Here is a 24,173-nt window from a genome sequence, read left to right as displayed (position 1 = left end):
TCAGGCCCGCACGCCGCGGAGCACGGACGAGCCCTCGAACTCCACGCCCGGGGTCGGGAGCTCCCCGGCCGTGAACCCCGGGACCGGGTCGAGCACGAGGTTGCCCGACTGCCCGTAGAACTCCACGGGGTTGCGCCACAGCACCCGGTCGACGTCGTCCTCCGAGAAGCCCGCGGCGAGCATCGCGTGCCCGGTCTTGAGCGTCTTGAGCGGGTCGGAGCGGCCCCAGTCCGCGGCGGAGTTGACGATCATCCGCTCGGTCCCGTGCTCCTGGAGGATGGCGACCATCCGGTCCTCGTCCATCTTCGTGTCCGGGTAGATCGAGAACCCGGCCCATGCCCCCGCGTCGAGCACGAGGGCGACGTTCGTCTCGTTGAGGTGGTCCACGAGCACGTGCTCGGACGGCAGCCCCGACTCCCGCACGACGTCGAGCGTCCGCCGCGTGCCCGCGAGCTTGTCCCGGTGCGGCGTGTGCACGAGCACGGGCAGCTCGACGGAGCGCGCCATCTGGAGCTGGCGCGCGAACACCTCGTCCTCCTCGGGCGTCATCGAGTCGTACCCGACCTCGCCGACGGCGACCACGCCGTCCTTGAGCAGGTAGCGCGGGATCTCGTCGAGCACCTCGCGGCAGCGGGGGTCGTTCGCCTCCTTGGGGTTGAGGGCGATCGTCGCGTGGTGCCGGATGCCGAACTGCGCGGCCCGGAACCTCTCCCAGCCGAGCAGCGAGTCGAAGTAGTCGAGGAACGACCCGACGTTCGTGCGCGGCTGCCCGAGCCAGAACGCCGGCTCGACGAGCGCGCGCACGCCCGCGGCGTACAGCGCCTCGTAGTCGTCCGTCGTGCGGCTCGTCATGTGGATGTGCGGGTCGAAGATGCGCATCAGGCGCTCCTTCCGGTGGTGGACGACGTGCCGGGGGTGGTCTGGTCGGGCCGGGTCGGGCCGGTGGTGACGTCGGACGCGAGGCGCGCGACGTCGTCGGGCACGACGCGCCCGGCCGCCCGGCGTTCCGCGGCGAAGTCGCGGGCCATGCGCGCGAGCTCGTCGTCCGCGCGGTCGTCGAGACCGGCGACGGCGTCGAGGCTCACGCCCATGAACACGAGCTTGAGGACGGCGTGGCGCCACGCGTGCTGGTCGAGGTGCGCGGCCGCGAACGGGCCCACCGCCGCGGCGACGAGGCTCTGGTCGTTGGTGCGCAGCGCGTCGGCGGCGAGCTCGGTCCCGACGGCGACGACGTCCGCGTCGAGCCTCCCGCGCTCGGTCAGGGCGTCGAGCCCGCGCAGGACGCCGCGCCGCTCCGCGGTGTCCCCGTGCTGGTACAGGTCGGCGAGCCGCGCCCCGAGCGCGGCACCCCTGTCCGGTCCCAGCGCGTCGGCGAGCGCGACGACCAGCGACGCGCGGGCCGCGTCGTCGACGGTGCCGTGCAGGACGCCCGTGGGGTCCCCGTCCGGACGCAGCGCGGACCGCCCGACCTTGCGACCGGCGAGCGCGAACGCGCGCGCGGCGGAACCGGGGTCGCGCGCCACCTCGGCGAGCGCGTCGGCGAGCCAGCGCTCGCCGGGGCTCCCGGTCGCGTCGTCGACCCGGTGGGTCTGGTCCTCGGTCATGGCACCTCCTGGGGGTGGGCGGGGCGTTGCCCGCGGGCCACGCGTCGTGCAGCGCTGTCATGCTGCGCCGCGCGAGGCCCGGGGCGTCGTAGGAGTGGCGCGGCAGCTCGACCGCCGCGACGCCGGTGTACCCGACGTCCGTGAGCGTCGCGAGCACGAGGGGCAGGTCGATCTCTCCCTCGCCGAACGGCCGGTGCTCGTGGTGCGTCGAGGGCATGTCGTCGAGCTGCACGTTCGCGAGGTACGGGGCGGCGGCGCGCAGCGCGCCCTCGACCCCGTCGGGCTCGACGACGAGGCAGTGGCCCACGTCGACCGTGATACCCAGGCCGGGAGGGTCGCCGAGGTCGTCGCGCAGCCGCAGCGCGTCGGCGACCGTCTCGACGAGCATCCCCGGCTCCGGCTCGAGCGAGAGCCGCACGCCCAGGCCGTGGGCGTGCTCGACCAGGGCCGGGAGCCGATCGCGCAGGCGAGCCCACCCGTCGGCCGGGGACGCGTCGTCGGGCAGGACGCCGGAGAAGAAGGAGACGCACTCCGCGTCGAGGCCCGCCGCGATCTCGACGGCCCGCTCGAGGAACCGCAGTCGCGGCTCCGCCTCGGCGTCGACGAGGGTCGGGCGGTGCTTGCGGTACGGGTCGAGGAGGAACCGCGTGCCCGTCTCGACGACGACGCGCATCCCCGCGCCGTCGCGCAGGCTCGCGAGGCGCGTCCGCAGCGCGTCGACGCGGTCGCCCCAGCCCGGGGCGAACGGGTCGAGGTGGGGGAAGCCGAGGGTCAGGGCGACGGCCTCGTAGCCCTCGTGCTCGAGGATCGTGAGCACGTCGTCGAGCGGGTGGTCGGTGAAGCCGTTCGTGCCGTACCCGAGCGCGAACGGGAGCGTGCGCTGCCCGACGCCGCTGCCCGGCTCGTCCCCGGCGCTCACGTCTCGCTCATCTCGGCACGGCCGGGACGCCGTCCCGCACGCCGGAGCAGCCGGCCGGCGACCTCCACGGCGGCGAGCACCCCGACGGACGCGAGGCCGCCGCCGCGGGCGGCCCAGGCCGCCTGGAGCGGCACCATCGCGCGGATGCCCGCCTTGGTCGCGGCGAACGCGTTGGCCGCGGACGGCGTCAGTGCGGCGTCCGTCTGGCGCGGAAGGCACGTCGCGACGTACGCCCCGGCGGCGGCGACCGCCGCGACGCGCGCGGTGCGCCCGAGCGCGTCGCCGCGCAGCGCGCCCGCGGTGACCGCCGCGGCCACGGCGAGCGTGCCGCCCCCGACGGCCGCGGCGACGGGCGTCGTCGTGCCGTGGACCTCGCCGCGCGAGAGCACGGTGACGCCCGCGGTGTGCGCGGCGAGCGCGGTCGCGGCGGGCAGCGCCGCGCGCAGGTGCCCGACCCCCGCGCCGAGCAGGACGTCGAGGCCGCGGCACGCCGCCATGACGACCGGGCCGACGGGACGGTCCTTGGCGACCGTGTCGTAGGTCCACACGCTCGCGGCGAGCGGCACGGCGACGGCGAGCGCGCGGCGTCCGCCACCGACGGCGGCGAGCCCGATCCCCGCGGCGGTGAGTCCCGTCGCCACCTGGAGCGCACGGCGCGGCGTGACACGGCCCGACGGGATGGGCCGCTCGGGCCGCTCGAGCGCGTCGAGGTGCCGGTCGGAGTAGTCGTTGAGCGCCATGCCGCCCGCGTACAGGCACGCGGACGCGAGCGGCAGCAGAGCGCGACGAGGGGTGGTCCGGTGCCCGGCGGCCGCCGCGCCGGCGAGCGTGTCGCCGACGACGGACAGGACGGCAGGGGCGCGGACGAGGTCGAGGTGGTCGCGCAGGGTGGGGCTGGTCGGCAGGCTGGTCGGCAGGCTGGTCGACACGGTCACGCCCGGTCGTCGGGCGCGACGACGTCGCCCGTCGAGCCGTGCATCCCCGCCCTCCCGACGACGCGGGCACCGGCGTCGCGCACCCAGTCGGCGAGCGCGACGGTCTGCGTCGCGAAGTCGTGCACGTCGCTGCCCCACGGGTCCTTGAAGAAGAACCCGAGCTCGGGCACCGGACCGGCGCACCCTGCGGCGTCCGCGAGCGCGAGGAGGCGCGCGAGGTCGAGCACGAGCGGCGCGGCGAGCATCGAGTCGTACGCGGACCACGTCGTCTGGAGCGTGAGGCGCGAGCCGAGGAAGCCCTCGACGTGCACGTGGTCCCACGCGACCTTGATGTCGCCGAGGTCGGGGACGTTGTCGATGTGCAGCGGGGTGACCTCGCTGCCCGTGAGGTCCTGGAGGCCGCGCGTCTTCGACGCGAGCTTGCTGCGGACGGCCTCGGGGTCGGCGAGGGTCGCACCGTCGCCGCCGCCGAGCAGGTTCGCACCGGCCCACGAGAGCACCCGCAGGCCGCGCGCGGCGAACGCGGGCGCCAGGATCGTGCGCAGCCAGGTCTGACCGGTCTTGCCGTCCTGGCCCGCGACGGGCACGCCGCGCTCGCGCGCGATCTCGACGAGGACGGGCAGGTCCATGCTCGCCGACGGCGTGAAGCCCGCGTAGGGCGCGCCCGCGAGCAGCGCCGCGTACGCGACGACGGAGCTGGGCGGCAGGACGGCGCGGTCCGGGTCGGCGAGGGCTGCCTCGAGCAGCGCGCGGTCGGAGAACTCCGGCGCGGGCTCGGGCAGCGGTTCGGTGGACGCGAGGTCGACGACGACCACGCGCGCGAGACCGTTGCGCTCGCGGAAGTCGGTGATGTCGGCCGCGAGGCGCTCGGCCGCGGCCTGCTGGGACTCGCGCGGCCCCTGCGCGAGGACGCCCGGACGGGCGTCGTAGCCCCGGCGCACCTCGGCGTCGGCCCGCTCCAGCGCGGCATGGGTCGAGGCGAGCAGGCGGGGCGGGATCATGCCGGCCTCGACGAGGAGCTCGGCGTGCTTCGCCATGGAGACGTCGGTGATGTCGTGACCGCCGACGACGAGGTCCGCGAAGGCGGGGAGCGGCGCGGAGGCGAACGGCTCCTGCGCGGTGACGCACCCGGTGGGCGCGGCACGGCCGTCGACGATCGCGGCGAGGCCGAGGGTCGCGGTCGTCGCGACCGACCCGCGGGCCCCGACGAGCCACAGACCGGTCCGACCAGAGGCGTTGTGGTGCATCGTTGCTCCCGTTCCCGTCGGGCACGCGCCGGGGCGCGGACCGAAGTGTCGCGACGATGGCTTCACTGCCACCGCCGGCCGGTGCCCGCAGCACACGGGGAGTGTGCCCGAGGCGACGGCCTGCAGCGACCCTAGTCACCCTTTTGTCGGTGGTCAATCAAAAGCAGTTCGGTTCTGCTCGCACTCGCCGCAGGGCACGACAAAAGCCGCGACGGAGACCGCCCCGGTCCGCCGCCGAACACGACCTGGCGGTCGTTCTGGGCCTCAGAACGACCGCCGGGTCGTGTTCGGCGCGGAGAAGGGGGCGGCGGGTCAGGGGGCGGCGGCGAAGTCGAGCTGCTCGTCCGCGACGGCGAGCACCGACCAGGTGCTCCCGCCGGCGTCGGTCAGCTCGTACGCCGGGACGAGCACCGCGGCGCCGTCCGGCTGGTGCTGGACGGCCGCGCCGAGCCGCGCGTCGGTGATCGTCACGTCGGTCACGGGCCACGCAAACCGGCTGCCCTCCGCGACGGTCGGCGGGACCGTGGGAACCTCGGCCTCCTCGGGGGCGACCCCGATCTCGGGGACCGCCGTCCCGACGTCCTCGCGTGCCCAGGCGATCGGGCCCCCGCCGGAGAACCGCGCGTCGCCGAGCCGCTCGACCGCCGCAGCGGGGCTCACGACGTCGTACGTGCCGAGCGCCACGCGCGGGGCGAGCGACCCGTAGAGCGACGACATGCCCGCGCCGGAGAACGTCGCACCCCACGCGACGCCCGTGCGCCGACCGTCGACGACCTCGTACGCCGACGCCGTGGTGGACCGCGGGGCGCCCTGGTCGGCGGGCTGCTCGTCCGCGACGACCTCGAACGCACCGGCGTCGAGGCCCAGCTCGCCGAGCACGGCGCGCAGCTGCGCGACCGCGTCGTCCCCGCTCGGCGGCGCGCCGTGGTCCTGCTCGACGCACGCCCCCGGGTCGACGGCCGACGTCCCGTCGCCGCCGTCGGTGGAGCCGCCCTCCTCCGCGGGCATCGGCGTCACGACGACGCAGCCCCACGGGTCCTTCGTCGGGTCGTTGAACGACACGCTCGCGAGACCGTCGGGCTGGAGCGAGACCTGCGGCCCCGTCCAGTCGCTCGACCCGACGGCGTACGCGCCGTACTCCTCGCGGACCTCCCCCTCGACCCCGAGGGCGTCGGCGACGCGGCGTGCCGTCTCCTCCGAGAACACGGCCTGCGCGTCGTACGCCCAGGCGTCGGCACGACCCCCCTCGGTCGGCAGCCCGTCCTGGTGGAAAACGGTGCGCCCGCCCCAGCTCCCCCCGTAGGCCATGTCGGTCGCCGCGCGTGAGGCCTCGAGCTGGCTCTGGACGCCGCCACCCGCCGCGTCGGACGCCGCCGCCGACTCCTCCTGCGCCGACGACCCGAGCTGGATCGGGGCGAGAGCCGTGCTGGCGGCCTGCTCGTCCGACGCGCTCCCCGCACCGGTCCCGGCGCCGAGCGCGTAACCGCCCCCGCCGACCACGAGCACGCCCGCGACGGCCGCGGCCACGAGCAGCGGCGCACGACGACGGCGCGCGGCGAGCTCGTCCGGCACCACCGGGAGCTCGACGACCGGTGCCGCCGCACCGGCGTCGCCGGTGCCGGTGCGGGTGTCGGCGAACGCCTCGGGAGCGCGCTCGCGGACCGCCGCCTCGATCACGGAGAGGTCGGGCGTCTCGCCGGCGGCCGGGTCGGCGGCCCGCAGCCGGTCCAGGACGACGTCGTCGGTCCCGGCCGGACCGGAGCCGTGGACCGTCTCCGTGCTGTCCGCCGGCTCCGGGACGCCGGCCCGCTCGGTCCGGTCAGCGGGTGCCGCGGTGGGCTCGTCAGGGGTGTTCGTGGTCATGTCGACTCCAGGTACTGCGCAGGACGCGGGTCCGACGGTTGCGTCGTCCACCGGGCTTGTGTCGTCAGGCGCCGGTCTCTTGCGGGGCACGCGCCGCGGCGACCGACCCGTCGTCGTCCCACGCGGCGCGCAACCGGGCCCGCGCGCGCGACAGCGCGGCGTCCGCCCCGCCGCGGGACACCCCGAGCACGGCCGCCAGCTCGTCGCCCGTCAGCCCCTCCCACGCGTGGAGCAGCAGGATCCGCCGGTCGCGCGGCGACAGGGCGACGAGCGCGCGCCGCACCGCGTCGTCCTGCACCACGACGTGCTCGACGTCGGCACCCGCGTCCGACTCCTCCGGCACGTCGGCGACGGGGACGGCCCGGGCCTTGCGCCGATGGTTGGCCAGCACGAAGCCGGCGGTCCGGTACAACCAGGGCAGCTCGGCGCCGTCGGGCACGTCCTCGCGACGACGCCACGCCGTCGCGAGGACCTCGGCGGCGAGGTCCTCCGCGTCGGGGCCGACGGCGCCCTGACCGGTCGGCAGGCGGCGACGGAAGTAGCGGTACAGGGCGCCCGAGTGCGCGCCGAAGAGCACGGCGAACCACGCGGCGTCGTGCGGTGCGTGGTGCGGTGGGTCGTGCGGCAGGTGCTCGCGCGCGGCACCCGACGTCGCGTCGGGCGTCTCGTCGGTCGTCACGGCGGCTCCTGTGTCGTCGGCTGTCGTGGGCTGTCGTCGGCTGTCGTCAACCGCTCTGTGTCGCGGACCGGCGGGTCCTTGCACGACGGCGTCGTCGGCTTTCGCGAGCACCTGGGCCGGCCGCGGGACGGGCGCCGCCCGGGACGGGAGCGGCCCCAGGATCACCCGTACCTCACCCGCTCCGGGCACGATCCTGCCACCGTCGACGCCCTACGCTGAGCACCATGAGCGCCACCGACGCCGCCGGCGGGGCGGAGCACCAGCAGGCCGCGCCGGAGGGACCGCGACGCCGCCGCGGCCGCTGGGGACTCTGGGTGGGCTGGTCGCTCGTCGCGCTCGGCGTCCTCCTCCTCGTCGGAGCCGCGCTCCTCGTCCGTGACGCCCTGACCGCACGCGACGCCCTCGAGGAGGCGATGGCCGAGGTCCCGGCCGCGGAGGAGGCGCTGCGCGCGGGGGACGTCGAGACGGCGTCCGCGCTCCTCGCCGACGTCCAGCCGCTCACCGCGACCGCGCGCGCGAGCACCGACGGGTTCCTCTGGACGCTCGCCGCCCACCTCCCCGTCGTCGGGCAGGACGTGCGCGCCTACTCGGCGTCCGCGGCGACGGTCGACGACCTCGCCACCGACGTCCTCCCCCCGCTGTCCCAGGTGCTCGCGGTCGTCGACGGGGACGCGGTCACGATCACCGACGGCAGGGTCGACCTCGCACCGCTCGAGGCGGCGGCCCCGCTGACGGCCCGTGCGGCCGCCGCGTTCGACGACATCGACGCGCGCCACGCGCAGGTGGACCGCGCGGCGCTGCACGCGGAGGTCGCGGAGCCGTACGACCGGCTCGTCGCCGCGACCGACGAGCTGCGCCCGCTCGTGCGCACCGCCGATCGCGTCACGACGCTCGGACCGGCGATGCTCGGTGCCGACGGCCCGCGCCGCTACCTCGTCCTCGCGCTCAGCAACGCCGAGCTGCGCGCCGGCGGCGGCATCACCGGGGCGCTCGCCGTCCTCACGGTCGACGACGGCCGGGTCGTCCTCGAACGACAGGCGGCGACCGGCGACGTGCCGCCGTTCGACGAGCCGGTCCTGCCGCTCGACCCGGGTGTCGAGCAGCTCTACTCCGACCGCGTGGGGCGCTTCGTCCAGGACACGACGCTCACGCCCGACTTCCCGACGGCGGCCGCGCTCTCCGCCGAGATGTGGGCGCAGGCCCAGGGCGAGCAGGTGGACGGGGTCCTCGCGACCGACCCCGTCGCCCTGTCCTATCTCCTCGAGTCGACGGGACCCGTCGACGTGGCGGGCACGACCGTGGACTCGACGACCGTGGTCCGCACCCTGCTCTCGGACGCCTACGCGGAGCTCGAGCCCGGCCCGGCGACCGACGAGTTCTTCGCGACGGTCGCCTCGTCGGTCATCGGCACGTTCCTCGGCGGCGGCGGGGACCCTGCGACGGCCCTCGACGCCGTCGGTCGCGCCGCGGACGAGCACCGCCTGATGCTGTGGTCCGCCCACGCCGACGAGCAGGAGAGCCTCGCGGGCACCGTCGTGGCCGGAGACGTCGACACCGCGGACCGTGCCGCGCGCTCCGTCGGGGTGTTCCTCAACGACGGCACCGGCGGGAAGATGGGCTACTACCTCGACACCGCCGTCCGGCACACGGGGAGCCGCTGCACGGCCGACGGCCGCGTCGACACGTTCGCGGCCGACCTGACCTCGACCGCGCCGGCAGACGCCGCGACGAGCCTGCCGTGGTACGTGACCGGCGGCGGGATCTACGGCGTCGACCCGGGCGTCATCCGGACGTTCGTCGTGCTCTACCCCCCGCGCGGCGAGAGCGCCACCGACGTCCGTCGTGACGACCGGCCGGCGCCGGGCCAGCCCGGGACCGTCGGCGACCGCGCCGCCGTGTCGGTCATGGTGGACCTCGCGCCCGGCGAGACCACGACGGTCACGTTCGCCACGACGTCGGCCCCTGCCGACGACGCCGCTCCCGACCCCTCGCCCGGACTCCTCGACGTGTGGACGACCCCGACGGCGCGCACGCCCGGCCTGCAGACGGTCGAGGTCCCGGTCTGCGGCTGACCACGGTCCCGCGGTCTCCGACCGGAGCCGAGGACCGCCGCCGAGCGCAGCGCTGTGCCGACGTCCCGATCGTTGGCTGACGGCCGTCGTCACCGCCGTGAAGGGTGAATTCGCGTCACGGACCGGTAACGATGCCCCGGTGGCATTCTTTTCACCCGGACGATCGTCCAACTCGAAGCGCCGACATCGATACTGTGGCCGCAGCCCGACTTTCCGGGAGGGGTGGCAGGGCAGCCGTGGCCGGGTATCAGCGCCGCTGCTCGCCGGCTCCCTCCTTCCAGCACCGCACCTCCTGAGACCGAGACGAGGAAGCCATGAGCAGCTCGAGAGGGCTCCGCCGCGCGAGCCGGACGCTCGCCGTCATCACAGCCGTCGGCATCGCCGGCCTGCTCAGCGCGCCGGCCGCCCAGGCCGCCACCCCGACCGACGACTCGTACGTCCCGCCGGAGCCCACGATCGACCTCACGGTCCTCGCCCCCGTCTGCGACGGCGACGTGCCGTACCTCGACTACGCGGTCGACGTCACGGGCACGGAGAACGACACCGTCACCATCACGTGGCAGAACCCCTCCGGCGACGACGTCGTCGAGTCCGGGCTGCCGCTCAGCGGTCGGGTCATCTGGCCGGGCGCGGTGGTCGGTCCTGACGGCCGTGGTGCCGACTGGCCCGGCTGGCGCCTGGAGGACGGCGAGTGGGTCGTGGGCGACGAGTTCGACTGGGTCCGCCCGTCGGTCGAGGTGCTCTTCGAGGTCAACCCCGAGACCGTCGTCACGGTGGACTACCCGCCGTCGTCGCCGAACTGCGCGACGAACCCGCCCGGCGAGGAGGACCCGCCGCCGCCCGCCCAGCAGGTGTCGAACCCGGTGACGTCCGCGTCGAGCGACGCGCCCGGCCTGGCGGACACCGGCGCGACGGTCGGTCTGTACGCGGCGATCGCCGGCGGTCTCGCGGTCGTCGGCGCGGCGATCCTGCTGCTGACGCGCCGGACGCGCAGGAGCTGACCGACTCGTCCGGTCAGCCGGACGGCCCAGGTCCACGACGACGGGCTCCGCACCTCGCGAGGTGCGGAGCCCGTCGTCGTGCAGGAGCCCTCAGGCGGGCCAGGACCCGGCGGCGAGACGTGACCCGAGACCTTCGAAGGCCCAGCGGTCGACGACGAGCACCGGCCCGCCGGGAGCGTCGGAGACGTACCACTGCAGCTGGTCGGCGGTGCGCACCTCGGTCCCGGAACCGTCGACGCACGACAACGTCCAGCGGGTCAGCGTCGCGGGTGTGCCGCCCACGACCGCCTCCGACTCCTCGGCCGCGGCGACGGGCTGGGCCGTGAGCGCGTCTGCGCCGGGGCAGGTCGCGCCGTCGGGGACGTGCGCCGCGGCGGGGTCGACGCCGTCGAGCGCGGGCCCGGTGAGGATGTCGAAGCTCGGGCACACGGCACCCTCCGGGCACCCCCCGGCACGCACCTGCGTCACGCCGTCGTCCGGCTGGATCACGGACCAGTACTCCGCGGCGGGCAGGACGAGGGGCCCCACGGCGACCTGACCGCCGTGCTGGGCGTGGTCGCCGTGCTCGGCGTGGTCCTCGCCCGCACCGGCAGGGCCTGATCCGCCGGCGTCGGACGCCTCCTCGCCGGACGTCTCCGTGGGCTGTGCGCCGTCGGGCCCGCTGCCCGCACCCGGGGCCCCGGTGCACGACGCGAGGAGGCCGACGGCGAGCGCGACCGCCAGGACGTGACCGGAGCGTGCCGCTGCACCCGGCAGCGGTGGCCGCGGCGCGGCCCCCTCCGTCCTCGGGTGTGCGGGACGTCCGCCGGACTGGGGACGAAGGATGCCGCGACGCAGGTGCACGGTGACTCGCCTTTCACGATCGGAGCGACCCCGTAGCCCACTGGGGAGGGCGGCGGGGTGACCTCGACGGCCCGTCCACGCCGACGAGCGCGGCGGGGCGTCGAGATCGGGGAGATCCACACGGGTCGAGGGCCGCGGGTACGGGTTTCCCCGTACCCGCGGCCGCTCAGGGCCGGCTCAGCAGGCGCCCTGCGACTCCCAGGGGCCGTACTGCTCCGCTCCGGGGACGTCGTTCTGCGTCCACCACTTCGCGCGGTAGCTCTGGCCCTGGTAGGAGACCGTCGCGCCGCCGGTGTAGACGGCGGACGCGGACCAGGCGGCCGCGGTGCACTCGCCCGGGTCGGTCGGGTCGGTCGGGTCCGTCGGGTCGGTCGGGTCCGTCGGGTCGGTCGGGTCGGTCGGGTCGTCGCCGCACGGGCCCGTGGCCTCCCACGGTCCGCCCGCGGTCGGTGTCTCGCCCTGGGTCCACCACTTCGCGCGGTAGTTCGTCCCCTGGTACGACGCCGTGGCGCCGCCCGTGTAGACCGCCGCGGCGGACCAGGCGGGCAGGCACCCGTCACCCGGCTCGGTGGGGTCCGTCGGGTCCGTCGGGTCCGTCGGGTCGGTGGGGTCCGTCGGTCCGTCGGTCCCGTCGACGGGGCCGGCCGGCGCGGCGCGCAGGGCGTCGGTGAAGCCGCCGAGGAGCGAGCCGTCGTGGTTGCCCGACAGGTCCCACCACATCCCGCCGCCGAGGCCCTGGTCGGCGACGTACTCCGCCTTCGCGGCGACCGACCGGGGGTTGTCGTAGCTCCACCACTGGTCCCCGTCGTACCGCCAGGCCGAGACGGTCTCCGCGTCGTAGTAATCCTGGCCACGGGTCCGGAGCTTGTCGTAGTCCTCGTTGCCGGCCTCCCACGTGCCGGGGGCCGCGCCGGTCGCGGCGGACCAGGGCTCGGCCGAGCCGACGCCCTTCCAGCCTCGGCCGTACATCGCGAGCCCGACGCCGAGCTGGGACGGGTCGATCCCGGTGCGCAGGTACTCGTCCACGGCCTTGTCGACGCTGAACTGCCGGTTCGCCGCACGCGGGTCGGCCGGGTCGTCGTAGAGGTTCCCCTGGTGCCCGGCGAGCGCCGGGTCCCACGCGCCGTGCAGGTCGTAGCCCTGGACGTTGCCGTAGTCGAGGTACTCGAAGATCTCGGGGTCGTTCCAGCCGCCCGCGGCGATGTCGTCGGGGTTCGCCGGCAGGAACGCGGACAGCAGGTAGTGCTTGCCCGTCTGCGCGCCGTACGCGTCGAGCTGGGTGCGGAACTCCTGGAGCAGGAGCTTGAAGTTGCGCGCGTCGTTCACGACGTCGACGTGGTTGCCGACCTCGCCGTTGAGCGAGCCGGGCCACTCCCAGTCGATGTCGATGCCGTCGAACACACCGGCCGCCGCGCCGGGACCGCCGCGGCCGTCGATCACGGGCAGGTTGCCCTTGATGTAGAGGTCGATGCAGGACGACACGAGCTTCGTGCGGGACGCGTCGGTCGCCGCGGCCTTCGAGAAGTTCTTCGACCACGTCCAGCCGCCCAGGGAGATCATCGGGCGCAGGTGGGGGTTCTTGGCCTTGAGCTGCTTGAGCTGGTTGAACGAGCCCGCGAGCGGCTGGTCCCAGGCGTCGGCGACCCCGGCGACGGAGCTCGCCGCGGTGTAGCCCATGCCGAAGTCGGCCCACGCGTCCCCCGCGCCGTCGGACCCGTTCGGGCCGGTGCCCTGGGCCTTGTTCGCGATGAAGCAGGTCAGGTCCTGGTGGTGGATGTTGCCGAACGAGTAGTTGATGTGCGTCAGGTCCGCCGCGGCCCCGGAGTCCTGCACCTTCTTGAGCGGGAAGCCGCGGCCGTACACGCCCCACTGCGTGAAGTAGCCGACGTTCCGGTAGCCGTTGACGTCGCTGTCGCCGGGACGGGTGACGGGGGCGGTCTCGGCGGCGGGAACGGCACCGGCGGGTGCGGCGCCGCCGACCAGTCCGGCGACGAGGGCGACGGTCGCGGCGAGCGCGACGGCGGGGCCGCCGCGTCGGCGTCCCGTCCGCCTGGTTCGGGTGAACACGTCCATGGGTCCTGCCTCACGTGGTGTCGTGGGCGACGACCCGGCCTCCGCGGCCGGCGTCGTCACCGGGGTCGTCACGAACGTAGGCGCGCACCCGTCCGCCGGACATCCGCGCTCTCCACATTGTTCACGATCTGAACTTACGCGCGCTGTAGGGGAGAACCCGTAGGACAGAACACCTCGAAAACCGACGAACCGGCGCCATCGCCTGCTGATTGCGCGCCCCTCGTCTCCGCGAGGACTTCCCCCGTCCAACGCGCCGAACCCGGGGTTGCCCGGCCCCGTCAACGCGCCGAACCCCGGGTTGCCGGCCGTTCCGGCCACCGATCGACGCACGACCCGGGGTTCGGCGCGCTGCGGTGCGCCCACGAGGCGTCGCTGTGCACGACGACGAGACGAGACGACCCGCGCGGATCAGCGACCCACGCGGTGCGCGAGCACCGTGAGCTCGACCCGCGACCGGACGCCGAGCTTGCGGAACACCCGGCCGAGGTGCACCTCCACCGTGCGGACCGACAGGAAGAGCTGGTCGGCCGCCTCACGGTTCGACCCGCCCTGCACGACGAGCAGCGCGACGTCGAGCTCGCGCTCCGTGAGCTCGTCCGCCCACCGCACGCGCAGCTCCGCGAGCGCGTCGTCGGACACCTCGCTCTCCCGTGCGGCGAGACGGCAGCGGTCGGGCACGCGCGCGACGGGCGGGCCCGGCTCCGCCGCACCCGGCCGGTTCCACGTCCTCGCCGCCCCGCCGAGGCCCCCGACGGCCGCACCGCCGCCGGCACCCGGACCTGCAGCCGCACCCGGAACCGCACCCGCACCCGCCGCTCCGGCCCCGGCGGTGGGTCCACCCGCAGCCTCCGTCGGCGACCGGTCGACGACGTCGTCGTCGTGGTGCCCGCCCAGGTGGCGCACGACGTCGACGAGCTCGTCCCGGGCCGCGTTCGCCCAGGCGTCGGCCCCCGACTCGGCGAAGAGCTCGATGGCCGAGAGGAACAGCCCGTGGGCGCGCGACAGCTCGCCGGCCCGGACGAGGGCGCGCGCCGCGCACAGGTCGGTCCGCGCGTGCTCGTAGGGCGAGGCCGTCGTCCGGTTGACGCGCGTCGCGCGCTCGACGGGCTGGGCGAGCTCCTCGGGCGCCGCGAGCGCGAGCTCGGCCCGCACGAGGGAGGCTGCGCGCAACGACGGCGGCAGCTCCTTGACGTCGACGCGACGTCTCGAGAGCGCGCGGTGCGCCGCGTCGACGCGCCCGGCGACGACCCACGCCTCGACGTCGTCGAGCCCGGGCAGCGGCAGCATGCGCGCGCTGTCGGGCCGTTCCCGCTCGGCGGCGAGCTCGAGGAGCGTCGCGGCCTGCGTGACGTGGTGCGCGAACGCGGCCCCCATCGCGCGGTCGACCAGGAGCCCGAGCCGGACGGGGCGCGCCGTGGGGCTCGCGCACGTCTCCTCGAGCGCCGTCGCCACGCTGCCCACGACACCGGCGGTCATCATGTCGACGCGCCGCGCCACGGCGACGCCGAGCCCGGCGAAGGGCAGGCCGAGCGGGAGCCGGAACGCGGCGTCGGCGATCTCGTCGGCTGCTCGCGTGAGGTTGCCGCGCCACACGTCGACGAGCACCTGGGCGAGGCGCACGTGCGCCTCGGCGAGCGGCGTGAGCGCGGTCGCGGGCCCGTCGAACCAGCGCGCCTCGTCCCGGACGGGGGCGAGCGACGCGACGGCGCTCGCGAGCGTCTGCGCGGCGACGTCCGGATGGTCGTCGGCGGCGACGGCGAGGGCGCGGCAGACCTGGACGTACGCCTCGTGGTCGGGTCCGAGGCCGTCGTCGGGAACGTGGGCGGGACGCTCCCCCACGCCGAACGTCGCGGCCCAGGTCCGGCCGAGGGCGAGCTCGGCGAGCGTCGTCGGGTCCGCGTCCGCACCGGACGGGCAGAGGTAGGCGGCCGTGTCGAGGAGCTGGCTCGCGCTCACCCCGTCACCGCGCTCAGCGTGCAGCCGCGCCGCGGTGACGACGCCGCACGTGATCCCCGGGCGCGCCGCCGACACGGGCCCCTCCGGACCCGCGGGGCGGAGGTAGGGCGTGAGGACGTCGTCGGGCACCTGGCCCTCGGCGAGCGTGAGGGCGGCGACGAGCGGGCCGAGGGTCCGGCCGCGCAGGGCGTCGTCCCCGCTGCGCGACGCCTTGCGGAGCCAGTCCGCCGCGTCCTGGACGTGCCCGGACTTCAGCGCCGCGATCCCCGCCACGGCGAACGCCTCGGCGCGGTGGTCGCCGTCCGCCTGGCTCGCCGCCTCGCGCGCGACCTCGTGCGCCCACACGACGTCGCCGCGCTCGAGGTGCCGCCGCGCGATGCGCAGCAGGCCGGGGACCAGCGCGGGATCTCCGGCGAGGGTCGCGAGCGCGCCGTGCCAGACGGCGACGTCGCCCTCCCCTGCACGGCGGTGGGCGTCGGCGAGGGCGGAGTGCGCCGCTGTGCGCTCCGCGAGGCGGGCGTCACCGTGCACGAGCGCGCGCACCCGGGGGTCGACGAATGCGAACCTGCCGCCGACGAGCGCGAGGTGCTCGGCGAGGGGCCCGTCGAGCACCTCGTCCATCGTCTGGCCGACGGCGGCGAGCAGGAGCTCGGTCCGGTCGACGACCGCGACGGCCGCCACGAGGAGCGCGTGCCGCTGCTCCGCCGTGAGGAGCGCGAGCCGGTCCCCGAGCAGGCGCCGTACGGCCGGGACGACCGGCAGGGGGTCGGGAAGGATCGCGCCGCCGGCGAGCTGTTCGGGCGTGAGGCGGTCGGCGGTCTGGACGATCGCGGCCGCGTTGCCGACGAGCCGCCGCGCGAGGTGCGCGGCGACGTGCGGCGCGACGGCGAGCCGCCGTTCCACGAGCAGGAGGTGCAGCGCGTCGGCCGCGGCGAGCGGCGGGACCCTGCGGAGCTCGAACGGCGTCACCGACGCGTCGAGCGCGCCGTCGGCAGCGGTCGCGAGGAGGACGACGGGCGTGCGACGGTGCCCGACGAGCGCGACGAGCACCGCGCGGCTGCGCTCGTCGAGGAGGTGCAGGTCGTCGGCCACGAGCACGACGGTCGTCGCCTCGAAGGCCTCGACGAACAGCTCGGCGAGCGCGACGGCGGCGACCTCCGCGAGGCAGGCGTAGGCCGGGTCGGTGGCGTCGAGCGCGCGCTCGAGCCGCGCGGGCACGGCGCGGCCGGAGAGCTGGACGACCTGGGAGACGAGCGCGGCGACCGTCGCGCCGGGCACCGAGACGCCCGCGGGTGGTCGGCAGTGCAGCACCACGGGCGGGTGGGCCACCGTCGCGGCGACCACCGCCTCGCACACGAGCTCGAGGGTCGCGCTCGCGCCCATCCCCGGCTCGGCCGTCCACACGAACGCACCCCGGCCCTCGACGACCGCCGCGAGGGCGAGCTCGGTCTCCTGGGCCCGCGACGACAGCCGCTCGAGCCGCCGTGCGGCACGGGCGTCCGCGCTCCGGGCGGGCTCCGGGATCACGAGGTCCAGCGCGTTGTCCGACATGTCGGCCCTTCCGTCCGAGGGCACCGTTGCCCGACGACCGGGTGAAATGTTAACAACCCTCCGTAAACAGCGGGCGATCCCATCGTTTCCCGGGCGTTACGGGCACGCCAGCGGAGCGCCCTCCGCGCGGAGGACCTTGCCGGCGACGACCTGGCGGTCTACCCTGACCCGGACCCACCCCCGTCGCGCACGTCGTGCGCACCGGGCAGAGGTGCGCCCCGCGACGGCGGAGGCGCCGCCACGAGAGCGAGGTGAGCACCGTGCCGGACGGCAGCAGTCATAGATCCGCGCACTGCGCGCTCACCCCTCGTGGTCCTCGACCGGCACGCTGACCGGTCGTCGACGGCACCGCCCCGGGCACCCGCCCGTTGCGGAGTGCGCGCGGGGAGGCCGCCAGTGCGCTCCGAGCGCCCGCCACCGCGCGCCCCGCACCCGCCCTCCCCGCCGGGCACCCGTCGTCGTCCCCCGACGTCGGTGGTCGCCCGCGCGCCGTCGAGAAGGACGACCCATGACCATGCGCACCCCGACGAGCAGCCGGTCGACGCCGGCACGTCACCGCCCGGACGACCGCACACGCCGAGGGCCCGACCTCGAGCGCCAGTCGATCTCCTTCACGGTCGGCCTCTACCTGTTCATCGTCGTCGCGCTGCTGCTCGCGCACGTCACCGCCGGAGGTGCCTCGTGACGACCCTGCTGCCCGAGCGCGCGCCCCTTCACGCGGGCACGACGAGCCGCGCGGACGCGACCGTCCCCGCGGTCACGGCCGCGCCCCCGCGGTTCGACCCGGCCGTCCTGCGCACCCGGTGGATCCAGGTCCCGGCCGGCGACGCCGACGCCACCGCCCGCGCCGCGGATCACGGCGTCGACTTCGCGACGGCCGGCGACCGCGTGTGGGAGACCGACGTGCACGTCTACCTCCCGGTCGCCGCGACCCGGCGCCAGGGCGGCGAGGTCCTGCACGAGCGGATCGTGCTCGCCCTCTCCCCCGACGTCGTCGCGACCGCGCAGCCCGTGCGCCACTACCCGGTGTTCGACAAGGCGATCGCGCGCATGCGCCGCACGCCGTGGCTCGTCGGCTCGGCGTACGGGGTCGCGTACGCGCTCCTCTACGCGCTCAACGAGGCGGCCGACCGCGTCGTCGCGCACGCCAGCGACGTGCTCGAGGAGATGTCGGACGAGATCGACGAGGCCACGCGCGGCGTCGACGCGCGCGGTCGCGAGATCGGTGTCCGCGACATGCAGGAGACCATCACGCGCATGAACCGCGCCGAGGAGATCGTCTCGCGCGCCCAGGAGTCGCAGCTCTCGCTCGCGCGGGCCGTTCGCCACCTGCGCAGCGAGATCGCGGACTCCGACCCGGTGCTCGCGGGGCTCGTCGAGACGCTCGTCGCCGACGTCGAGGGCGTCAAGGAGCACGCCGGGTTCGAGCACGAGAAGGTGCGCTACCTCCAGCAGGCGATCATGACGTCGCTCGACGTCAAGCAGGCGCAGATCGTCAAGGTGTTCACGATCATCACGGCCGTGTTCCTGCCGCCCACGCTCATCGCGTCGTTCTACGGCATGAACTTCACGCACATGCCCGAGCTCGACCGGCCGTACGGGTTCACGCTGACGCTGCTGCTCACGCTCGTCGCCGCGGTCATCCCGCTCGCGTACATCAGGCGGCGGGGCTGGCTGCGGTGACGGCGGTCAGGCCGTCCCGGTGTCGACGAGGATCGTCACCGGGCCGTCGTTGACGAGCTCGACCTCCATGTGCGCGCCGAACTCGCCCGTCGCGACCTCGACGCCGCGCGCCCGCAGCGCCTCGACGACCGCGTCGACGAGCGGGCGCGCGACGTCGCCGGGTGCGGCACCGTTCCACGACGGCCGTCGTCCCTTGCGCACGTCGGCGTAGAGCGTGAACTGGCTGACGACGAGGACCGGCGCGCCCGTATCGAGCACGGACTGCTCGCCGTCGAGGATGCGCAGGTCGGCGATCTTGCGGGCCACGGTCTCGACCTGCGTGGGGCCGTCGTCGTGGGTGGCCCCGACGAGCGCGACGATCCCCGGCCGGTCGATCGCCCCGACGACGTCGCGCGTCCCGTCGTCGCGCACCACGGTGACGCTCGCGCGCGTCGCGCGCTGCAGCACGGCCCTCACGACGACTCCTCGATCCCGACCGCGCGCACGGCACCGAACGGTCGGCCGCCGCCGAGCACGGTCACGTCACCCAGCGCGTCGAGCGCGGCGGCGTCCGCACCGGGCACGGCCGGCGCACCGAGACGACGCAGCGCCGCGGCGAGCACCGCGGGCCGGGGTCGCGCCGCGCCGTCGAGCACCTTGAACGCGAGCGCGCGGCCGTCGGGCAGCCCCGCCCCGTACACGCCGTCGGCGCCGTCCTTCGCGACGAGACCCGGGACGGCTCGCATCGCGCGCGTCGCGTCGCGGTGCGGTCCGGCGACCATCTCGGGGAACGCGGACATGGCCCGCGCGACCTCGGCCTCCGCCGAACCCGGCTCGTGCGCGGGAGCCCCGCCGAGCCGTCCGAACCCGCGCGCGAGGCCGCGCACCGTCGTCGAGAACAGCGGGGCGCCGCAGCCGTCGACGGTCGCGTGGTCGACCGGGACGCCGGTCAGCTCGCCGACGACCTCGCGCACCGCGACCTGCAGCGGGTGGTCCGCCTCGAGGTACGTCCGCGTGTCCCAGCCCGCCGCGACGCACGTCGCGAGCATCGCCGCGTGCTTGCCCGAGCAGTTCTGCGTCACCGACGACGGCCCGCCGTGCTCGACCTGCCACGCGAACGCCGCGGGCGCGTGCAGCGGCATGTCAGGGGTGTTGCGCAGGGCCGACTCGTCGAGACCGACGCCGGCGAGGATCTCGCGCACGCCCGCGACGTGCTCCGGCTCGCCGTCGTGGCTCGCCGCCGCGAGCGCGAGGAGGCGCGGCGGCAGCGCGAGCCCGTGGCGCAGCATCGCGACGGCCTGGAACGGCTTGACGCTCGACCGCGGCCAGATCACGGCGTCCGCGTCGCCGAGCACGAGGTCCGGCTCGGCGTCGTGCGCGCCGCCGAGCAGCACGAGGTGCCCCAGGTGCACGGACTCCACGAGGTCACCGCGCACGACCTCCGCGAGCGGCACCGCGCCGCGCGCCACGTCCGCCGTGCTCGTCACGGTCCCCGGCACGCCCGTCACCACCCGTTCGGGCGCCCGCCACCCTGCCCACCGCGGCGGCCGTTGCCGTACGGCTGCAGACGGGGGCGCACGTCGACGAGGTACACGATCGCCGCGACGACGGCGATGAGCCCGAAGAACCCGAGGTTCGGACCGCCGAACGGCAGCGAGAGGAAGCCGAGGAGCGCGGCGACGCCGAGGATCGCGAGCCAGATCGGCTTCGTCAGCTTGCCCTCGGCGGTGAAGGCGCTCGCGGGCCGCCGCACCGCGTCGATCAGGGCGAACAGCTGGACCCCGAACACCAGGAGGGTGAGGAGCAGGTAGACGATCCACTGGAGGGATCCGACGATTCCGGTCACGACGACGAGCCTACGGTCTGGTCGGCCGCAGCGGCACCGTGCGCCGGCCCATGCGGCTGCTCACGTGACTGCTCACGGCACGACGCGCAGTCCTTGGCCCCGCGCCGCGGAGGCCACGAACGGGTCCCAGGCCGCCACGAGCGCGTCGTCGTGCGCGACGGTGAGGGCGCTCGCGACGTGCACGGCGTCGTGGGTGCGCAGCGAGGCGTTCCCGACCAGCGACGCGGCGCGGGCCGCGACGTCGCTCGAGACCTCGACGACGTGCAGCGCGGGCCACAGCGACTCCCAGGTGCCCAGCGCGTCCGCGTGGCCGCCCGCCCCGAGCGCGCCGGCCCGGAGGCCGGCAGCGAGCACGGAGCGCAGCTCGGTGTCGGTCAGCCGACTGGTCACGACGACGTCCGCACGGTTCCACAGACGGCTCGCGAGGACCGAGCCCGGCTCGGGCACGCAGAGCTTCACGAGCGCGCTCGCGTCGAAGTAGACGAGGGCCACGGCGGTCAGCGCCTGATGCGCCGCACGAGCGCCGCGACGCCGGTCGGACGTGTGCCCCGCGCCGCTGCGGCCGGCGCTCCGACCGGCCGGGCCGACGGCACGTCGTCGGGCGCGGTCACGGCGTGCACCGGACGCTCCGTCGACGGCGGGCTGAGGACGCCGTCGCGCGTCAGCTCGGTCACGAGGTCCGCCGTGGCGACGCCCGTGAGCCGCGCCACCGGGACGCCACGCTCCGTGACGACGATCTCCTCCCCCGACCGGGCCCGCTCGATCCACGACTTGAGCTCGGCGCGCAGCGCGCTGACGGGGACCTCCATCCCCCGACCGTACCGTCCGCGAGGCACCCGGTGCAGGGTGAAGATCGTCCGGTCCGTCCCCACGGCGGGTCAGAGCTCCGGCAGTGCCGTCCGCGCCTGCTCGGGCGTCGCGCCGGACGCCTCGAGCACGTCCACGAGCGGCGAGCGCAGGAGCATGACGAGCGACTGGATCTGCCAGTCCCCCTCCCCGACGGCGTGCGGGTCCGCGGTCCGGGCGACCTCCACGAGCACCTCGCGTGCCACCGCGGGATCACGGCCCGCGCCGATCGCCTCCGCCAGCACGCGGGTCCCCGCGGCGAAGCGGGCCACGAGGTCGGCGACCGGTGCGAGGTCGTGCTCGTCCGACCCGGTCGCGACAGGCAGCGCACGCCGCGCGAGGACGCGCACGCTGCGCATCGCGCGGTCGACGAGCACGGACTGGCGCTCGTGGTCCCCGAGCTCGTCGCGGTGCCGCCGGCCGGCGGCGCTGACGCGCGCGAGCTCGCGCGCCGACTTCGCCGCCGACTGCCACTCCTCGAGCGCACCCTCCGACGCCCGGCCCCGCACCAACGCGGCCTCGAGGTCGGCCCGGTCACGGCTGCGCAGCCCGCGCGTCAGGACGTCGAGCACCTGGGCGAGCTCCGTCGTCGCCTCCGCACCCAGGAGCCGGGGCCGACGCCGCGGGTCACCCGGGGTGAGCGCCGCGACGGCGAGCGCGACCCCGCCTCCCACGAGGGCGTCCGTCCAGCGGCCGAGCGGCCCGCCGGCCTGCGCGGCCGGCAGGCCGACGATGACGATCGCCTGCACGCCGGCCTGCGTCGTGAGCATCGCGCCGCGGTCGATGAAGCGGGCGGCGAGCGCCGACACGGCGAGGACGACCGCGACCTGCCACCAGCCGGACCCGATGACGTGCACGACGAGGTCGCCCAGACCCACCCCGATCGCGACGCCCACGGCGACCTCGAGGACGCGCCGGAGCTGGCGGTCCTGGCTGAACCCGAGGCAGATCCAGGCCGCGACGGGCGCGAAGAACGGCGCGGTGTGACCGAGCCCGTACCGCGCGATGCCGAACGCGACACCCGCTGCGGCCGCCGCCTGGAGGATCGGCCAGAACGCGACCCGGACGCGGGACGCCCCCTGGCGTACGCGCGCACGGAGCAGGAGCCGGCGCCACGCCGTCCGCGCCAGGTCGACGGCGCCCGGACGGTCGTCGGCCTCCCGCGACGGGTCCGGCGTCACAGGGCCTCCGGGGTCATGGCGCGTCCGGGGTCACAGCATGCTCGACGGCGCGCCCTCGCCACGCGGCGTGAGGCCCCGGGTCACGGGGCCGCGCGGCCCCGGCCGGTCGACCGAGACGCCCTCGCCCGGGACGACGATCTCCTGCGCCGCGGTGATCGCCCCGCCGTCGCACTCGACGAGCAGGACGGCGTCGTCCGGGACGCTGCGCTTGAGGACGGCGAGCGCGACCGGGCCGAGCTCGTGGTGCCGCGCGACCGACGTCACGGCGCCGACGGCGCGGCCGTCGAGCGTGACCTCCGCGCCGGCGACGGGCAGCAGGTGGCCCGAGCCGTCGAGGTGCAGCATGACGAGCCGGCGCGGCGGGCGGCCGAGGTTGTGCACGCGCGCGATCGACTCCTGCCCGCGGTAGCAGCCCTTGTGCAGGTGCACGGAGGTGCGCAGCCAGTCCGTCTCGTGCGGGATGGACCGGTGGTCGACCTCCGTCGCGAGCCGCGGCCGCCACGCCTCGACGCGCAGCGCCTCGCTCGCCCACGTCCCCACGAGCCGCCACCCGGCGGCCTCGCGCGCGGCGACGGCGTCCTCCAGGTCGGGGCGCGGGACGAGGACGAGGCGCCACGGGCGCTCGCTGCCGGGGTGCTCGGCCTCCGGCGGTCCGTAGCGCGTGCCGCCGCCCGTGACGTGCGGCCACGGGTCGCGCCACGTGACGGGCTCGCCCTCGACGCCCTCGGCGTCGACGGGCTCACCCAGCGCGGCGTACTCGTCCGTGACGTCGGCGATCTCGACGCGCAGCATGAACTTCATGCGGTCGAGCCAGGCCGCGAGGCCGGGCGCGTGCGAGCGCTCGGTGACGAGCCACGTCGCCTCGCCGTCGTCGACGACGGCCGCGGCGTGCTCGACGTGGCCCTGCGGCGACAGGACGAGGAGCTCCGTCGACGTGCGCGGGGCCAGGCTCGTGAGGTCCTGCGACGTGATCGAGTGCAGCCACGAGAGGCGGTCCGGTCCCGCGACGCGGACGACACCGAGGTGCGACTGGTCGACGACGGCCCCCCCGGTCTGCAGCGCGCGCTGCTCCCCGGTGGGGTCGCCGTAGTGCCAGGCGACGCCCGCGTCGGGGCCGGACGCCTCGACGGCGCCGTGCCGGGAGAGCAGAGGGCTGGTGTAGCCGGTGGTCACAGGGTCCTCCTTGGTCGTCGCCCGCAGCCCGGTGGGGCCGTGCGGGCCCGCCGACGGTCAGACCGCCGGACGGCGGTCCAGCTTCGCGGACGCGTACGACTGCAACGGCTCACCGAAGGCCGCCAATTCCCAGACCCACAGGAGCTGGCCCTCGACGAGGCCGAACAGCCGCTTGGACGCCGCGATCTCGGCGGCGGTCCCGGTGCGCGCGATGAGGTCGCTCGCGAGGTCGACGCGCCCGTTGCCCACCGCGCCGAGGTACACCGCGACGCGACCCGCCGGGTCGGCGAGGAGCACCTCGAGCGGGTGCCGGTCGTCCTCGAGACCCTCGGGGCGGTCCGTCGACACGCGCCAGTAGCCGGTCTCCGTGGACCACACCGTCGAGTCGGCGACCGCGGCGTCGAGCGCCTCCGGGTCGCGCTCCGGCCACTCCCCCTCGCCGGGGACGGTCGACGGCACCTCGGTCTCGAGGACGCGCAGCGTCGACTCGTAGCGCAGGTACGGACCGCCGTCGTGGTCGAAGACGAGGTCCTGCACGAAGGGCGTCTCGTCGACGCCCGGGTACTTGATGACGCCCTCGCCGCGCCAGCGGCCCACGAGCCACGCGAGCGGGTACACCTCGGGCGCGAGCCCTTCCGGGAACTCGAACGGCATGAGCGACTACCTCCGGGGTCGGGACGTCAGGACCGGGTCGGCGGGGAGGTCAGCGCTGACCCTTGAAG

At 75.7% G+C, this 24,173-nt stretch carries 21 protein-coding genes and 1 pseudogene; 4 read left to right on the top strand and 18 right to left on the bottom strand.

Features of this window, described 5'->3' with window-relative positions; all coding sequences use genetic code 11:
- The 7 genes and pseudogenes from NFS20_RS02110 to NFS20_RS02080 form a co-directional block, all read right to left on the bottom strand.
- Complete coding sequence (locus NFS20_RS02110) at positions 1-879, bottom strand: TatD family hydrolase (RefSeq protein ID WP_251150575.1); 879 nt, start codon at positions 877-879, stop codon at positions 1-3.
- Entirely contained in the window at positions 879-1,604 is a 726-nt protein-coding gene (locus NFS20_RS02105; protein ID WP_251150574.1) for an EboA domain-containing protein, read from the bottom strand. Before NFS20_RS02105 ends, NFS20_RS02110 begins: the two co-directional genes overlap by 1 nt.
- 61 nt (positions 1,605-1,665) lie before the next feature.
- Positions 1,666-2,421 (bottom strand): annotated as a pseudogene (locus tag NFS20_RS02100) (sugar phosphate isomerase/epimerase family protein); the annotation flags it as partial.
- Positions 2,422-2,519: 98 nt separating this feature from the next.
- Positions 2,520-3,458, bottom strand: a complete 939-nt coding sequence (locus NFS20_RS02095; RefSeq protein WP_251150085.1) for an SCO3242 family prenyltransferase — start codon at positions 3,456-3,458, stop codon at positions 2,520-2,522.
- Positions 3,455-4,705, bottom strand: coding sequence for an inositol-3-phosphate synthase (locus NFS20_RS02090; protein ID WP_251150084.1), 1,251 nt, complete (start codon positions 4,703-4,705; stop codon positions 3,455-3,457). Before NFS20_RS02090 ends, NFS20_RS02095 begins: the two co-directional genes overlap by 4 nt.
- A 312-nt stretch (positions 4,706-5,017) precedes the next feature.
- Complete coding sequence (locus NFS20_RS02085; RefSeq protein WP_251150083.1) at positions 5,018-6,568, bottom strand: hypothetical protein; 1,551 nt, start codon at positions 6,566-6,568, stop codon at positions 5,018-5,020.
- Positions 6,569-6,632: 64 nt separating this feature from the next.
- Positions 6,633-7,247 (bottom strand): sigma-70 family RNA polymerase sigma factor, encoded by a 615-nt coding sequence (locus tag NFS20_RS02080; RefSeq protein ID WP_353050402.1) that lies wholly within the window; start codon positions 7,245-7,247, stop codon positions 6,633-6,635.
- Positions 7,248-7,471: 224 nt separating this feature from the next.
- Here NFS20_RS02080 and NFS20_RS02075 point away from each other — a divergent pair, with 224 nt between their 5' ends.
- Together NFS20_RS02075 and NFS20_RS02070 are read left to right on the top strand one after the other, a co-directional pair.
- Positions 7,472-9,319 (top strand): DUF4012 domain-containing protein, encoded by a 1,848-nt coding sequence (locus NFS20_RS02075; protein WP_251150082.1) that lies wholly within the window; start codon positions 7,472-7,474, stop codon positions 9,317-9,319.
- 314 nt (positions 9,320-9,633) lie between these two features.
- The gene (locus NFS20_RS02070; RefSeq protein WP_251150081.1) at positions 9,634-10,320 is read left to right on the top strand and encodes a peptidase; all 687 of its coding nucleotides are present in this window, start codon (positions 9,634-9,636) and stop codon (positions 10,318-10,320) included.
- 90 nt (positions 10,321-10,410) lie between these two features.
- Here the strand turns inward: NFS20_RS02070 and NFS20_RS02065 are convergent, their stop codons facing one another.
- The 3 genes from NFS20_RS02065 to NFS20_RS02055 all read right to left on the bottom strand — a co-directional run bounded on the left by NFS20_RS02065 (position 10,411) and on the right by NFS20_RS02055 (position 16,743).
- Positions 10,411-11,163 carry a hypothetical protein gene (locus NFS20_RS02065; protein WP_251150080.1) on the bottom strand — a complete coding sequence of 251 codons (753 nt, stop codon included), beginning with the start codon at positions 11,161-11,163 and terminating at the stop codon, positions 10,411-10,413.
- A 177-nt stretch (positions 11,164-11,340) separates the two neighbouring features.
- Complete coding sequence (locus NFS20_RS02060; protein ID WP_251150079.1) at positions 11,341-13,236, bottom strand: glycosyl hydrolase family 18 protein; 1,896 nt, start codon at positions 13,234-13,236, stop codon at positions 11,341-11,343.
- A 408-nt stretch (positions 13,237-13,644) separates the two neighbouring features.
- The gene (locus NFS20_RS02055; protein ID WP_251150078.1) at positions 13,645-16,743 is read right to left on the bottom strand and encodes a helix-turn-helix transcriptional regulator; all 3,099 of its coding nucleotides are present in this window, start codon (positions 16,741-16,743) and stop codon (positions 13,645-13,647) included.
- A 508-nt stretch (positions 16,744-17,251) separates the two neighbouring features.
- Between NFS20_RS02055 and NFS20_RS02050 the strand changes: the two genes are divergently transcribed.
- Together NFS20_RS02050 and NFS20_RS02045 are read left to right on the top strand one after the other, a co-directional pair.
- Positions 17,252-17,428 (top strand): hypothetical protein, encoded by a 177-nt coding sequence (locus NFS20_RS02050; RefSeq protein WP_251150077.1) that lies wholly within the window; start codon positions 17,252-17,254, stop codon positions 17,426-17,428.
- On the top strand, positions 17,425-18,426 hold the full coding sequence (locus tag NFS20_RS02045) for a CorA family divalent cation transporter (protein WP_251150076.1): 1,002 nt from the start codon (positions 17,425-17,427) through the stop codon (positions 18,424-18,426). Before NFS20_RS02050 ends, NFS20_RS02045 begins: the two co-directional genes overlap by 4 nt.
- 6 nt (positions 18,427-18,432) lie before the next feature.
- Here the strand turns inward: NFS20_RS02045 and dtd are convergent, their stop codons facing one another.
- The 8 genes from dtd to NFS20_RS02005 all read right to left on the bottom strand — a co-directional run bounded on the left by dtd (position 18,433) and on the right by NFS20_RS02005 (position 24,105).
- Complete coding sequence (gene dtd, locus NFS20_RS02040) at positions 18,433-18,882, bottom strand: D-aminoacyl-tRNA deacylase (RefSeq protein ID WP_251150075.1); 450 nt, start codon at positions 18,880-18,882, stop codon at positions 18,433-18,435.
- A complete protein-coding gene (locus tag NFS20_RS02035; protein ID WP_251150074.1) occupies positions 18,879-19,904 on the bottom strand; it encodes an asparaginase in 1,026 nt (341 codons plus the stop codon). Before NFS20_RS02035 ends, dtd begins: the two co-directional genes overlap by 4 nt.
- 5 nt (positions 19,905-19,909) lie before the next feature.
- Positions 19,910-20,251 (bottom strand): DUF2516 family protein, encoded by a 342-nt coding sequence (locus tag NFS20_RS02030; RefSeq protein WP_251150073.1) that lies wholly within the window; start codon positions 20,249-20,251, stop codon positions 19,910-19,912.
- Positions 20,252-20,323: 72 nt separating this feature from the next.
- Positions 20,324-20,743, bottom strand: coding sequence for a type II toxin-antitoxin system VapC family toxin (locus tag NFS20_RS02025; RefSeq protein ID WP_251150072.1), 420 nt, complete (start codon positions 20,741-20,743; stop codon positions 20,324-20,326).
- A 5-nt stretch (positions 20,744-20,748) separates the two neighbouring features.
- Positions 20,749-21,060 (bottom strand): type II toxin-antitoxin system Phd/YefM family antitoxin, encoded by a 312-nt coding sequence (locus tag NFS20_RS02020; RefSeq protein WP_251150071.1) that lies wholly within the window; start codon positions 21,058-21,060, stop codon positions 20,749-20,751.
- A gap of 69 nt (positions 21,061-21,129) precedes the next feature.
- Entirely contained in the window at positions 21,130-22,278 is a 1,149-nt protein-coding gene (locus tag NFS20_RS02015) for an FUSC family protein (protein ID WP_251150070.1), read from the bottom strand.
- A 30-nt stretch (positions 22,279-22,308) separates the two neighbouring features.
- Entirely contained in the window at positions 22,309-23,451 is a 1,143-nt protein-coding gene (ygfZ, locus tag NFS20_RS02010) for a CAF17-like 4Fe-4S cluster assembly/insertion protein YgfZ (protein WP_251150069.1), read from the bottom strand.
- Positions 23,452-23,508: 57 nt separating this feature from the next.
- A complete protein-coding gene (locus NFS20_RS02005; RefSeq protein ID WP_251150068.1) occupies positions 23,509-24,105 on the bottom strand; it encodes a heme-binding beta-barrel domain-containing protein in 597 nt (198 codons plus the stop codon).
- Positions 24,106-24,173 lie beyond the last annotated feature (68 nt).

It is taken from the genome of Cellulosimicrobium sp. Marseille-Q4280 (assembly GCF_943181405.1).
Taxonomy (GTDB): domain Bacteria; phylum Actinomycetota; class Actinomycetes; order Actinomycetales; family Cellulomonadaceae; genus Cellulosimicrobium.
Note: the sequence above shows the minus strand (reverse complement) of the source record. Positions and strands in the feature narration are given on the sequence as shown.

Bases quoted from the DNA above. Each gene is read 5' to 3' on its own strand.
- NFS20_RS02110 (WP_251150575.1), bottom strand. From the start codon at position 879: ATGCGCATCTTCGACCCGCACATCCACATGACGAGCCGCACGACGGAC.
- NFS20_RS02105 (WP_251150574.1), bottom strand. From the start codon at position 1,604: ATGACCGAGGACCAGACCCACCGGGTCGACGACGCGACCGGGAGCCCC.
- NFS20_RS02090 (WP_251150084.1), bottom strand. From the start codon at position 4,705: ATGCACCACAACGCCTCTGGTCGGACCGGTCTGTGGCTCGTCGGGGCC.
- NFS20_RS02085 (WP_251150083.1), bottom strand. From the start codon at position 6,568: ATGACCACGAACACCCCTGACGAGCCCACCGCGGCACCCGCTGACCGG.
- NFS20_RS02075 (WP_251150082.1), top strand. From the start codon at position 7,472: ATGAGCGCCACCGACGCCGCCGGCGGGGCGGAGCACCAGCAGGCCGCG.
- NFS20_RS02070 (WP_251150081.1), top strand. From the start codon at position 9,634: ATGAGCAGCTCGAGAGGGCTCCGCCGCGCGAGCCGGACGCTCGCCGTC.
- NFS20_RS02060 (WP_251150079.1), bottom strand. From the start codon at position 13,236: ATGGACGTGTTCACCCGAACCAGGCGGACGGGACGCCGACGCGGCGGC.
- NFS20_RS02055 (WP_251150078.1), bottom strand. From the start codon at position 16,743: ATGTCGGACAACGCGCTGGACCTCGTGATCCCGGAGCCCGCCCGGAGC.
- NFS20_RS02050 (WP_251150077.1), top strand. From the start codon at position 17,252: ATGACCATGCGCACCCCGACGAGCAGCCGGTCGACGCCGGCACGTCAC.
- NFS20_RS02020 (WP_251150071.1), bottom strand. From the start codon at position 21,060: ATGGAGGTCCCCGTCAGCGCGCTGCGCGCCGAGCTCAAGTCGTGGATC.
- NFS20_RS02005 (WP_251150068.1), bottom strand. From the start codon at position 24,105: ATGCCGTTCGAGTTCCCGGAAGGGCTCGCGCCCGAGGTGTACCCGCTC.